Consider the following 13,028-nt stretch of genomic DNA (forward strand, 5'->3'; position numbering starts at 1 on the left):
CTCAGCCGCGCGCCTTCGCCCTGAGCGCGGAGATGGTGGTTCGGGTTGAGACGATCTCCGGATCGACGGCAAGCTCGATCAGCGCCGCGCGCCCGGCCGCCAGCGCGCGGTCGAGCGCCGGGGCGAACTCTTCCGTCCGCGTCACCCGCTCGGCATGAGCGCCCATGGCGGCGGCCATGGCGACGAAGTCCGGATTGACGAGGTCGGTGCCGACCACGCGGCCCGGATGCTCGCGCTCCTGGTGCATGCGGATGGTGCCGTAGGTCGAATTGTTGAACAGGAGCACGATCGGCTTTCCGCCGTGCTGCACGGCGGTGGCGATCTCCTGCCCGCTCATCATGAAGCCGCCGTCGCCGACGCAGCTCACCACCACGCGGTCGGGGTGGACCAGCGCCGCGGCCACCCCCGCCGGCACCGAATAGCCCATGGCGCCGCTGGTGGGGCCGAGCAGCCGTCCCGGCCGGCCGAAGGGGAGGAAGCGCTGCGGCCAGCCGGTGTGGTTTCCGGCATCCACCGTGACAATGCCGTCGGCCCCGAGACGCCCGGCGAGCGCCGCCATGCAGGCGGGAAGATCGAGTTCGCCCGGCGGGTGGCTCGGGCGCAGCGCGTCCAGATAGCCCGTCCGCAGCCGTTCGCGCCAGGCGGCCCAGCGCGCGGGCGAAAACCAGCGCCGTTCGCCGAGCGCCGCCGCCATCGCCCCGGCGGTGGCGGAGACCGCGAGATCCGGCGCGTAGACGCGCCCCAGTTCGTCCGGATCGGGATGGACATGGACCAGCACCTGCCGCGGCTGCGGACTGTCCAGTACCGTGTAGCCCTGGGTGGTCATCTCGCCCAGCCGGGCGCCGACGACGAGGAGGAGGTCCGCTTCCTTCACGTCCCGCACCAGGGACGGCGGCCCGGAGGTGCCGAGATCGCCGGCGAAGCTCTCCGAGCGGTGGTCGAAGGCATCCTGACGGCGGAAGGAGGTGGCCACCGGCAGGCCGTTCGCCTCGGCGAAGACGCGGATGGCGGCGGCGGCCGCGTCGGTCCAGCCGGGACCGCCGATCAGGACCAGCGGCCGCTCCGACTTATCCAAAAGAGCGCGCAGCGTCTCCAGGGCCGCCTCGGGCGGAGGCGTCGGCTCGACGGGGCGCCAGGGGGCGGCGTCGGGCGTGTCGGCGGTCTCGGTCAGCATGTCCTCGGGCAGCGCCAGGACGACCGGCCCCGGCCGCCCGGAGGTGGCGACGCGGAAGGCGCGCGCCATGTATTCCGGGATGCGGGCGGTGACGTCGATCTGCGCCGCCCATTTGGCGACCGGGCCGAACATCTGCCGGTAGTCGATCTCCTGGAACGCCTCCCGGTCCATCATGTCGCGCCCCACCTGCCCGATCAGCAGGATCATGGGGGTCGAATCCTGGAACGCCGTGTGCACCCCCACGGCCGCATGGCAGGCGCCGGGCCCGCGCGTCACCATGGCGATGCCGGGCCGCCCCGTGAGCTTGCCGTAGGCCTCGGCCATGTTGGCGGCGCCCGCTTCGTGGCGGGCATTGACGAGACTGAAGCGGTCGCGCGCGTCGAACAGCGCATCGAGCACCTCAAGATAGCTCTCGCCCGGCACGCAGAAGGCGGTGTCGGCGCCGTGGATGAGAAGCTGGTCGACGAGAATGCGCCCGCCGGTGCGGGAATTGGGCTTTGGCGTCATGGTCGCGATCCTGCCCGAGAGGACTTCACCCGCGCAAGGGCGGAAGGCGCGCACGATCGCCCAGGGCTTCGGGACCGGCCGACCGCAGCTGTCGGGCCGGAGTGCCCGATATGCCCCGGCGAAAAAAATCACATTCTGGGGAAACCAAACGCTCACTCCGGCGTTTCCGGCTTTCGGATGGTCTTTTCCCGTCGATCAGGATGCCCGGTGCCAGCGTGAATGGCGTCGGGCGCAGCGCTATCAGGTGCCCCCATGACTCGTTGAGCGAGACGCCGGTATTGATCCGAGCGCCAAGATCGAACATTGCATCGTCACATCTTGTTCCAGAAGGTATTTCCATGGCCGGCGCGCGCACGTCCAGAGCCGACTTGATCCTTGCCCTTTCGCTTGTCGCCCTGACCCTGTGCACGCTCGTCGTGGATATGTTGAAGCCGATCGGCGCGGCGGTGTGGGTGATCTATGTCCTGCCGGTGGCGCTCGCCTATCTCGGCCGCAACAGATATCTGCCGATCGCCCTCGCCGCCCTCGCCAGCGTGCTGGTGATCGGCGGTCTGATCTATGCGCCGCCGCTCGGCGTAGATCCCGTGCTGGCCTTGACCAACCGCACGCTCGGGCTCGGCACCGCCTGGATCATCGCGGCGACCGGCTACTACTTCATTTCCAGCAAGGTGAAGCTGGAGCGCCAGGAATGGTTCCAGTCGGCGCAGGCGGGCCTTGCCGCGCGCATGTCGGGCGAGCTGACGCTTGACCAGCTGAGCGATCGCGTCATGACCTTCCTGGCCGAGTATCTGGATGCCCAGGTGGCCGCGCTCTATCTGGTGCAGGCAGACGTGCTCAGCCGCGGCGCGACCTACGCGCTGCCGGACGCCGGCGCGGCACCGAGCAACCTCAAGCTGGGCGAAGGCCTGATCGGCCAGGCGGCGCGCGACCGGCGCTCGTTCTTCGTTCGCGAGGTGCCGGAGGGATACATTTCCTATGGGTCGAGCCTCGGGCGGGCGCGGCCGTCCAATCTCCTGATCGTGCCCGCCGAAGCCGACGGGCTGCTGAAGGCGGTGCTGGAGTTCGGCTTTGCGCGGCAGGTCGGGGCAGACGAGCTCATGCTCCTGGAGCGGCTCGCGCATTCGGTGGCCATCGCCATTCGTTCGGCCCGCTATCGCCACCGGCTCCAGGATCTCGTGGAGGAGACCCAGCGCCAGTCGGAAGAGCTGCAGGCGCAGAGCGACGCTCTGCGCAGCGCCAACGAGGAACTGGAGGAGCAAAGCCGCTCCCTGTCCGAATCCCAGGAGCGGCTGGAGCGCCAGCAGGCGGAGCTGGAGCAGACCAATGCCCAGCTCGAGGAGCAGACGCGGCAGCTCGAGGTGCAGAGGGACGACCTCACGCGGGCGCAGAAGGAGCTGCAGGCGCACGCCCGCGACCTTGCCCAGGCCAACCGCTACAAGTCGGAGTTCGTGGCCAACATGTCCCACGAGCTGCGCACGCCGCTGAATTCGCTGCTCATCCTGTCCCGCCTGCTGGCGGACAACCGCGATGGCAACCTGTCCGACGAGCAGATCAAGTATGCGCAGACCATCGAAGCCTCCGGCAATGACCTTCTGACGCTGATCAACGACATCCTCGACATCTCCAAGATCGAGGCGGGCCACGTGGACGTCCACGTGGCGCCGGTGCGGGTCCCCTCGATGATGCACAAGCTCGCATCGGCGTTTCAGGCCCAGGCGCAGCAGAAGGGGCTCGTCTTCAGGACCCAGACGGCTGCCGACGCACCCGGAGAGATCGAGACCGACAATGTCCGGCTGGAGCAGATCCTGCGCAACTTCCTGTCGAACGCCATCAAGTTCACCGATGCCGGGGAGGTCGTGCTCAACCTGGTGCGGCGGCCGCACGGCTTCGTCGCCTTCTCGGTCCGCGACACCGGCATCGGCATCGCGCCCGAGCAGCATGGGCTGATCTTCGAGGCGTTCCGGCAGGCGGACGGCACCATCGATCGCAAATACGGGGGCACCGGCCTGGGCTTGTCGATCGCCCGCGAGCTGGCACGGCTGCTCGGCGGCTCGGTAGAACTGGACAGCACGCCCGGCAAAGGCAGCACCTTTACCCTCGTCGTTCCGGAGAAATACGACGCCGAGCGCGTGGAGCCGCGCTTGGGAGCCATGGTCGAGGAGACGTCGGCCCCGCCGGCTCCGCCCCCCAGAAATGATCCGCCGCCGCGCGCGCGCGGCCTGTGGGACGACCGGGACGGGCTCGATGCGGAGCGCCGCACGATCCTGGTGGTGGAGGATGACGAGGCCTTCGCGCGCATCCTGTGCGACCTCATCCACGAAGTGCACTTCCAATGCCTCGTCGCCGAAAGCGCGGACGAGGGCGTCGAACTGGCGCGCAAGTATCTGCCCGACGCCGTGATCCTCGACATCGGCCTGCCCGACCATACCGGGCTGTCGGTGCTCGACCGACTGAAGCACGATCCGAAGACGCGGCACATTCCGGTGCACGTGGTCTCGGTGAGCGACTACACCAACACCGCTCTGTCCCTGGGCGCCATCGGCTACATGCTGAAGCCGGTGCGCCGCGACGAACTGGTCGGTGCGCTCGAAGGGATGGAGAAGCGCCTGTCCCAGAGGCTGCGCCGGGTGCTGGTGGTGGAGGACAACGACCGGCAACTGGAGAGCATGAAGGCGCTGCTCGCCACGCGCGAGGTGGAAGTGGAGGGCGCCGGAACCGCCGCCGCGGCGCTGGAGCGGCTCGGCGCCCAGACCTTCGACTGTGTGGTGCTCGACCTCAGCCTGCCCGACGCCTCGGGCTTCGACGTGCTGGAACTGCTCGCCAACGACGACGCTTATTCGTTTCCGCCGGTCATCGTCTATACCGGGCGCGACCTCTCGCAGGACGAGGAACTGCGGCTGCGCCGCTATTCCAAGTCCGTGATCATCAAGGGCGCCAAGTCGCCCGAGCGCCTGCTCGACGAGGTGACGCTGTTCCTGCACCAGGTGGTGGCCGAGCTGCCGCGGGAAAAGCAGCGCATGCTGGCGCTGTCGCTCAACCGGGACTCGACCCTGGAAGGGCGCCGCATCCTGATCGCGGAGGACGACGTGCGCAACGTCTACGCCCTGACCTCGATCTTCGAGCCGCACGGCGCCCACCTGGAGATCACCCGCAACGGCCGCGAGGCGCTGGCCGCGCTCGACCGGATGGAGAGCGGCGAGGTGCCGGCATGCGACATCATCCTCATGGACGCGATGATGCCGGAGCTGGACGGGCTCAGCGCCACCCGGGAAATTCGCACGCGCCAGCGCTGGCGCAACACGCCGGTGATCATGCTGACCGCCAAGGCGATGGTGAGCGATCAGCAGCAGTGCCTGGCCGCCGGCGCCAACGATTATCTCGCAAAGCCGTTCGACGTGGACAAGCTTCTCTCCCTGGTGCGCGTGTGGATGCCCAAATGAGGGCAGCAGCGACGACGATGCGGAACCGGAGTGTGATGGAGTGCGCAAGATGAGCCGCGAAAAACCCGTGCCCATGATCGAGACGAGGTCCGGGAGGTGATGGAAAACATCGCCGACATCGAGCGAGATCTGGTGCTGGAGGCGATCTTTCGCCGCCATCACTACGATTTCCGCGGCTATTCGGCGACCTCCATCGCCCGGCGCCTGGAGCGGGCGCGGCAGGAGTTCGGATGCGCCACGCTGACGGAACTCCAGGGTCGTATCCTCTATGAGCCCCTATTGCTGCCGCGTCTTCTCGATATTCTCACCGTGCAGGTGAGCGAACTGTTCCGTGATCCCTCCTATTTTCGCACGATCCGGGAGACCGTGGTGCCGCATCTGCGCACCTATCCCTCGGTGAAGGTATGGATCGCCGGCTGCGCCAGCGGCGAGGAGGTCTATTCCCTCGCCATCCTGCTGCGGGAGGAAGGGCTCGAAGGCAAGGCCATCATCTACGCCACCGACATCAACCCCGTGGCGCTTCACGGGGCGGAGTCGGGTGTCTACGACCTGGAGCGGGTGGTACAGTTCACCCAGAATCATCGCGCCTCGGGCGGAAAATCGTCGCTGTCCGACTACTACACCGCGGGCTACGGACGCATGGTGTTCGACAAGAGCCTCAGGGACCGGGTGGTGTTCACCTCGCACAATCTCGCCAATGACGAGGTGTTTTCGGAGATCCACTTCGTGTCCTGCCGCAATGTTCTGATCTATTTCGACCGGCCGCTCCAGGACCGGGCGCTCGGCCTGTTCCGCGATGCGCTGGTCCACGGCGGATTCCTCGGGCTCGGCCCGCGCGAGACCCTGCGCTTTTCCCGCTGGTCCGACGCCTTCGCCGATTTTGCCCCGTCGGATCGGATTTACCGCCGCCGGATGACCGCCGACGCCGCGCGGGAGGTGACCCATGTCCTCGCCTGAGCCGATCAAGTTCCTGATCGTCGACGACCTGGAAACCAACCGGATCGCGCTTGAGGCTCTGCTGCGCCGGGACGGCCTCGAACTGCACATGGCGTCGAGCGGCGCGGAGGCACTGGAACTCCTGCTGCGGCACGATTTCGCGCTGCTCCTGCTCGACGTGCAGATGCCCGAGATGGACGGCTTCGAGCTGGCGGAGATCCTGCGCGGGACCGAGCGCACCAGCGCCATCCCGATCATCTTCCTCACCGCCGTCGCCACCGACGAGCACCGCCGTTTCCGCGGCTACGAAACCGGGGCCGTCGACTATCTGCTGAAGCCGGTCGACCCGCTGATGCTGCGCACCAAGGCCAACGTGTTCTACGAACTCGGGCGCCAGCGTCAGGACCTGGCACGCCAGCGGGACGAACTGCGGCGGTCGGCCGATCTGCTGTCCGTCGCGCTGGAGCGCCTCCAGGCGCACCGCGACAATTCCCCGCTGGCGGTGGTGGAGTTCGATGCCGAGCAGCGCATCGCCATATGGTCGAAGGGCGCGGAGCGCATGTTCGGCTTCCCGGCCCGGGACATGATCGGCCGGCCGCTCGCCGAGACCGGCTGGATTTCAAACGCCGATGCCGCGGCGATCGCCGGCATGGCGACGGAGCTTGCGGCCAGCCGCAGCCCGCGCGTGGTCCACCACGCCGCCGCGCAGCGGGCGGACGGCACGCGGGCGGAATGCGAGTGGTGCCTGTCGGTGCTGCTCGACCGCAACGGCCAGACGGCCTCGCTGAATGCCCAGATTCTCGACATCACCGAGCGCCGCCACGCGGAGGACACGCAGCGCCTGCTGATCGGCGAGCTGAACCATCGGGTGAAGAACACGCTCGCCACGGTCCAGGCCATCGCCACCCAGACCCTGCGCCATGCGGCCGACGGAGCCGAGTTCGCCAGCACCTTCTCGAGCCGCATCCAGGCGCTTTCGCGCGCGCACTCGCTTCTCAGCTCCTGCGGCTGGCACGGCGCCAGCGTGTCCGACCTCATCGACGACCAGCTGCGCCTGGGCGCGTTCGATCCGGAGCGGATGTCCGCCTTCGGACCCGACGTGATGCTGCCGCCGCAGCTGGCCTTGCATCTCGCCATGATCGTGCACGAGCTCGGCACCAACGCCACCAAGTACGGCGCCTTCTCCTGCGAGAGCGGCCGGGTCGACATATCCTGGAGGGTGGAGGACGGCCGGCTCGCGTTCGACTGGCTGGAGAGCGGCGCGCCGGCGCCGAAGGCCTTCTCGCGCCGCGGCTTCGGCACCACGCTGGTGGAGCAGGGCGCGCGCGCGGAAGGCGGCGATGCGCGGCTGAGCATCGGCCCGTCCGGCATCTCATGGCACATCCGCCTGCCGCTTCCGCGCGATGCGGCGCCGGCGACCCTCCAGCCCCAGCCGAAGACCGAAGAGCCGCCGCAGGCGGAGCCGCCCGCGCGCGCGGGCCGCCGGCTTGCCGGGTGCCGCTTCGTGGTGATCGAGGACGAGCCCCTGGTGGCGCTGGAGCTTGCCAGCGTGCTGGAGGATGCCGGTGCGCAGATCGTCGGCCATGCCGGCACCTGCGCGCAGGCGCTGGAGATCATAGAGAGCGTGCCGCTGGACGGCGCCTTCCTTGACGGCAACCTGCGCGGCGAGCCGGTGGGCGAGGTGGCGGAGGCACTGGCGCGGCGCAAGGTGCCGTTCCTGTTCGTCAGCGGCTACGACCGCGCCAACCTGCCGAGCGCGTTCGGATCCGTGGCCGTGCTGCAGAAGCCCTTCCTGCACCACGACCTGCTCGATGCGGCGGCGCAATTGTTTCCGCGCGCACGCGGCGTGGCCTGACCGGCGCACCCCCTCCGGTCGCCCGCGCCGCCGGCCTCGCCCGCCGCGCCGAACTCGCGCGCGGGGCGAACATGGTTTAATGCGGCGTCCAAGGTTCACAGCGCCGGCCGCCGACATGCACGATTCCGCCGTCTTCGCCTGGATGCTGTTCGCCGCGCAGGCCGTGCTCCAGCTTGTCTTCATCGTGCGCGCGCTGCTGCGCCCGCATCGCGAGCCGGCCTCGCGCTTCGCGTGGGTTCTGGTGATCGCGCTGGCTCCGGTGGTGGGCGTTCTCGCTTACGTCCTGTTCGGGGAGGTCAATCTCGGCCGCGGCCGCGTCGCGCGGCTGCATGCTGCCCTGAAGACGCTTCCACCGGCGGAGGGCATCGCCGGACCCTCGGCCGAGGCGGCCGTGCCGGAGCGATATATCCCGCTGTTCCGGGTCGGCCATTCGGTGAACGGGTTTCTTCCGGTGGCCGGAAACCGGGCGGCTCTGACCCCCGATTCGGCCGCGGCCGTCGAAGCGATGGTCGCCGACATCGATGCGGCCCGGCACAGCGTCCACGTGCTGTTCTACATCTGGCTCGCCGATGGCAGCGGGCTGAAGGTGATGGCGGCGGTGAAGCGGGCCGCTGCGCGCGGCGTCGTCTGCCGGGTGATCGTCGACGACCTCGGCTCGCGCGCGCTGGTGCGCTCCGTCCACTGGCGCGACATGGCCGAGGCCGGGGTGCGCCTCGCGGCGGCGCTGCCGGTGGGCAATCCGCTGCTGCGCCCGCTGAAGGGGCGCATCGACATGCGCAACCATCGCAAGATCGTGGTGGTGGACAACCGCATCGCCTATTGCGGCAGCCAGAACTGCGCCGACGCGGCGTTTGCGGTGAAGGCGAAATATGCCCCCTGGGTGGATGTGCTGGCACGGTTCGAGGGGCCGATCGTGCGGCAAAAGCAGCATCTGTTCGCCGCGAACTGGATGTCGCAGGTCGACGAGGACCTGAGCCCGCTGTTCGCCGAGCCGCTGCCGGGCGACGCGCCCGGCTTCGTCGCGCAGGCCATCGGCTCGGGCGCGGGCGTGCGCTATTCGGCCATGCCGGAGACGTTCGTGGCGCTGATGAACGCGGCGCGGCGCGAACTGGTCATCACCACGCCCTATTACGTGCCCGACGAACCGATCCAGGCGGCCCTGTGCGGCAGCGCCCGGCGCGGGGTCTCGACCACCATCGTGTTCCCCGCCCGCAACGACTCCTGGATCGTGGCGGCGGCAAGCCGGAGCTACTACCGGGACCTGATCGAGGCCGGCGTCCAGATCCGCGAATATGAGGGCGGGCTGCTGCACGCCAAGACGCTCACCCTCGACGGCGAGGTGACGCTGATCGGTTCTGCCAATATCGACCGCCGCAGCTTCGAGCTGAACGCGGAGAACAACATCCTGCTCTACGATCCCGCCTTCACCGTCCAGATGCGGGCGCGCCAGCAGGTGTTCATGGACGCCGCCACAGCGGTGACGCGTGCGGAGGTGGAGGCCTATGGCCGCCCGCGCCAGCTTTGGAACAACGCGATCGCCATGCTCGGCCCAGTTCTCTGACAGGGCGCATGGCGCGGGCAGGCACCGCGCGTCCGGGACGCCGCACCCCCGCGCACGGCGCCCCGGCCACAGCCTCCGGCTTCGACCGTCGCCGGTGCGAAGCCAGGAGCGGGATCCGGCCCGGCTGAAGAGCCGCCGGGCCGGGTGTGACGTCGTTCGTCAGGTCAGAGCGCCACCACGGCGCCAATCTCAAAGCGCGGCGCGACGCGGGTGATGGCGTTCACCAGCGGCTTGCCGAACTCCGGAATCTCGATCTCGAACACGTCGCCCTCCTGGGTCCGGATGCCGTCGGCAAAGGACGCCACGGAGGTGCCGAAGAACTGCACGTGGACGTCGCCCGGTCGCAGGAACTGGTCGTACTTGAAGTGGTGGTATTCGAGGTTGTCCAGCGAGTGGCACATATTGTCCTCGCCGGTGGGGAACGGCTTCTCCCAGATCACCTCGCTGCCGCGGCGGATGCGCGCCGTGCCCACCAGATGGCGCGGCAGGGGGCCCACATAGAGCTCCGGCCCGTAGGAGCAGTGGCGCAGCTTGGAGTGGGAGAGATAGAGATAGTTCTTCTTCTCCATCACATGGTCCGTCGCCTCGTTGCCGATGGCGTAGCCGAGCCGGTAGGCCCTGCTGTCCGGGCCGATCACATAGAGGCCGACCACCTCCGGCTCCTCGCCCTCGTCGTCGGCGAAGGCCGGCACCGGATAGGGCGCGAACGGGCGCACCACGATGGCGCCGTCGCCCTTGTAGAACCATTCTGACTGGACGCCCGGCTTGCCGTCCGTGGGCTTGCCGCCTTCCAGGCCCCACTTGAACATCTTCATGGAATCGGTGAGCGTCTCGGCCTCATCCTTCAGCTTCTGGTGCATCTGGCTGCGGGCGGCGGCGCTCGCGAGGTGGGTGAGGCCCGTTCCCGCGATCAGGCAGTGGGCCGGGTCGTCATGGTCGAGCGGCGGCAGGATGCGGCCTTCGGCGATGAGCTGCTCGTAGTCCAGCGTGCCGTCGGTTCCGAGCGCCTCCACCTTCGCGACGAGCGACACGCCGTCGGCGATCGCCGCCAAAGCGAGCTCGCGGGTGGTACGCGCGCCGGCGATGCGCCGGATCGTCGCCCCGTCCACGACGCCGACGAAGCGCGCGCCATCGGCGGCATCGAACTGAACCAGACGCATGAGGATGCTCTCCATTGATGTTCTGAAAGGCCGCCGGGCGGGCGGGGAGGGGCGCCGGCCGGCCGCGCGGCCGGTTCGGCGCCCCGGGTCAGGTGGGGCTTGTGCCTATTTGGCGTTCGCCATGGCGTCGCGCGCCTGCTTCACCAGGTCCTCGCCGAGGATCTTGGTGTACTTCTCCACCACCGGCTGGACCTTGGCGCGCATGCGGGCGTGCTCTTCCGGGGTGGGGGTGTTCACCTTCATGCCCGCCTTCACCAGCAGGACATTGGCGATGTTGTCGGCGGCATCGCGCGAAAGCTTGCGCTGGTAGACGGCGGATTCCTGCGCGGCCTCCATCACCAGCGCCTTGTCGGCGGCGGGGAGGGCGTCGAACCACTTCTTGCTCGCGAGTAGCACGAAGGGCGTATAGACGTGGCCGGTGAGGCTCAGGAACTTCTGCACCTCGTAGAACTTGCTCGCATAGATGAGGCCGACCGGGGTCTCCTGCGCGTCGACCGTGCGGTTCTCCAGGGCGTTGAACAGCTCCGGATAGGGCAGGGGCACCGGGTTGGTGCCGAGCGCGGCGAAGGTGTCGATGAACAGGGGGTTCGGGATCACGCGGATCTTGAGACCCGCGAAGTCTTCCACCTTCTCGATCGGCCGGCGGTTGTTGGTGGTGTGGCGGAAGCCGTTGTCCCAATAAGCGAGGCCGACGATGTTGAGGCCCTTCAGCCGCTCGAACAGAGCCGCGCCCACCGGGCCGTCCATCACCGCGTCGACCTCCTTGAAGTTCGCGAAGAAGAACGGCAGGTCGAAGATGCCGAATTCCTTGATGGCGCCGACGAGGTTCGAGGTCGGCCCCACCATGATCTCCAGGAAGCCGCCCTGGATGGAGGACTGCATCTGCGGCTCGTTGCCGAGCTTGCCGTCCGAATAGGGGGTGATGGCGATCCGCCCGCCGCTCTTCTGCTTGACGAGTTCGACGAAGCGGTTGACGGCCTGGCCGACCGGGTGGTCCTCGGTGGGCACATAGCCGAGCTTGGTCTGGGCGCTGGCAACGCCCGCCGAGCAGGCGAGGGCGAGCGCGGCGGCGGCGATCTTGAACAGGCGCATGGCTTCCTCCGTTTTGATTATCGTTCAGTGCAACCAGGACGCCGGCACCGTCACCAGCGCCGGGAACAGGACCAGCAGGATCAGCACGGCGACCTCGGCGATGAGGAAGGGCATGACGCCCCTCACCGCGTCCTCCATGCGGATCTTGGTGACGCCGCAGACCGTGTTGAGCACCGCGCCCACGGGCGGGGTGATCATTCCGACCGCGGCGGCGATGATGAAGATGACGCCGAAATAGATCGGGTCGATGCCGGCGATCTTGATCACCGGCATCAGCACCGGCACCAGGATCAGGATGGACGGCGTGAAATCCAGCGCGGTCCCCACCAGCAAAAGCACGATCAGCAGGACGAACATCAGCAGGGTCGGATACTCGATGATTCCGCTGAGCAGCCCGACCACCTGCTGCGGCACGTTGGCGACCGTGATGAGCCAGGCCGAGACCATGGAGGCCGCCACCAGGATCATGATGACCGCGGTCATCTTCGCCGCGCTCAGGAGCGAGACGTAGAGCCAGGCGGGGGTCAGCTCGCGATAGACGACGACGCTGACGAGGAAGGCATAGGCCGCCGCCACCACGCCGGCTTCCGTGGGCGTGAACACGCCGAACTTCAGCCCGCCGACGATGATGACGGGCAGCACCATGGCCCAGCCGGCCGCCTTGATCGCGGCCCACCGCTCCGGCCATGTCGCCTTCGGCAGCGTCTGGTGCCGGTCGCTGCGGCACAGCCACCACCAGGCGATGGTCAGCGCCACGCCGAGCAGGAGGCCGGGGAAGATGCCGGCGATGAAGAGGCGGGTGATGGAGAGGTTCGCGGTCACGCCCAGCAGGATGAAGCCCACCGAGGGCGGGATGATCGGCGCGATGATGCCGGTGGCCGCCATCAGGCCGGCCGAGCGGTCCATGCGGTAGCCGGCCTTGCGCATCATGGGCGCGAGCATCACCGCGAGCGTCGCCGTGTCGGCGATGGCGGAGCCCGACAGGCTCGCCAGGGCGACGCCGGTGGCGATCACCACGTAGCCGAGCCCGCCGCGCAGGTGCCCGACGAGCGACATCGCGGCATTGACGATGCGGCGCGAGAGGCCGCCGGCATTCATCAGCTCGCCGGCGATGAGGAAGAAGGGGATCGCCATCAGCGGGTAGCTGTCGGCGCCGTCGATCAGCTTCTGGGCGAGGATCTGGGCGTCGAGATTGCCCATGAACAGCATCAGCGCCATGGCGCAGACGAGCAGCGCGAAGGCGATGGGCATGCCGATCGCCATCGCCCCGAGGAGCGAGGCGAGGAAGACGAGGACCGTCATG

Annotated in this window: 8 protein-coding genes; 4 read left to right on the forward strand and 4 right to left on the reverse strand. The window is 68.4% G+C overall.

Annotated elements, in window-relative coordinates:
* Position 1: 1 nt before the first annotated feature.
* A complete protein-coding gene (locus D9R14_RS03305) occupies positions 2-1,681 on the reverse strand; it encodes a thiamine pyrophosphate-binding protein (protein WP_121621888.1) in 1,680 nt (559 codons plus the stop codon).
* Positions 1,682-2,049: 368 nt separating this feature from the next.
* On the opposite strand from D9R14_RS03305, the gene D9R14_RS03310 reads away from it, so the two are divergent.
* The 4 genes from D9R14_RS03310 (at position 2,050) to cls (ending at position 9,473) form a co-directional block, all read left to right on the forward strand.
* The gene (locus tag D9R14_RS03310; protein WP_245420529.1) at positions 2,050-5,121 is read left to right on the forward strand and encodes a response regulator; all 3,072 of its coding nucleotides are present in this window, start codon (positions 2,050-2,052) and stop codon (positions 5,119-5,121) included.
* 99 nt (positions 5,122-5,220) lie between these two features.
* The gene (locus D9R14_RS03315) at positions 5,221-6,078 is read left to right on the forward strand and encodes a CheR family methyltransferase (RefSeq protein ID WP_121621890.1); all 858 of its coding nucleotides are present in this window, start codon (positions 5,221-5,223) and stop codon (positions 6,076-6,078) included.
* Complete coding sequence (locus tag D9R14_RS03320) at positions 6,065-7,912, forward strand: response regulator (protein WP_121621891.1); 1,848 nt, start codon at positions 6,065-6,067, stop codon at positions 7,910-7,912. The genes D9R14_RS03315 and D9R14_RS03320 overlap by 14 nt, the downstream gene beginning before the upstream one ends.
* A gap of 115 nt (positions 7,913-8,027) precedes the next feature.
* Positions 8,028-9,473 carry a cardiolipin synthase gene (gene cls, locus D9R14_RS03325; RefSeq protein ID WP_121621892.1) on the forward strand — a complete coding sequence of 482 codons (1,446 nt, stop codon included), beginning with the start codon at positions 8,028-8,030 and terminating at the stop codon, positions 9,471-9,473.
* Between the two features lie 164 nt (positions 9,474-9,637).
* Here the strand turns inward: cls and araD1 are convergent, their stop codons facing one another.
* The 3 genes from araD1 to D9R14_RS03340 form a co-directional block, all read right to left on the reverse strand.
* Positions 9,638-10,633 (reverse strand): AraD1 family protein, encoded by a 996-nt coding sequence (gene araD1 / locus D9R14_RS03330; protein ID WP_121622098.1) that lies wholly within the window; start codon positions 10,631-10,633, stop codon positions 9,638-9,640.
* A gap of 105 nt (positions 10,634-10,738) precedes the next feature.
* Positions 10,739-11,725 (reverse strand): TRAP transporter substrate-binding protein, encoded by a 987-nt coding sequence (locus D9R14_RS03335; RefSeq protein WP_121621893.1) that lies wholly within the window; start codon positions 11,723-11,725, stop codon positions 10,739-10,741.
* Positions 11,726-11,749: 24 nt separating this feature from the next.
* Complete coding sequence (locus tag D9R14_RS03340; RefSeq protein WP_121621894.1) at positions 11,750-13,027, reverse strand: TRAP transporter large permease; 1,278 nt, start codon at positions 13,025-13,027, stop codon at positions 11,750-11,752.
* Position 13,028: the final 1 nt, after the last annotated feature.

Origin of the sequence: Xanthobacter tagetidis, assembly GCF_003667445.1 — a bacterium.
Taxonomy (GTDB): Bacteria; Pseudomonadota; Alphaproteobacteria; order Rhizobiales; family Xanthobacteraceae; genus Xanthobacter; species Xanthobacter tagetidis.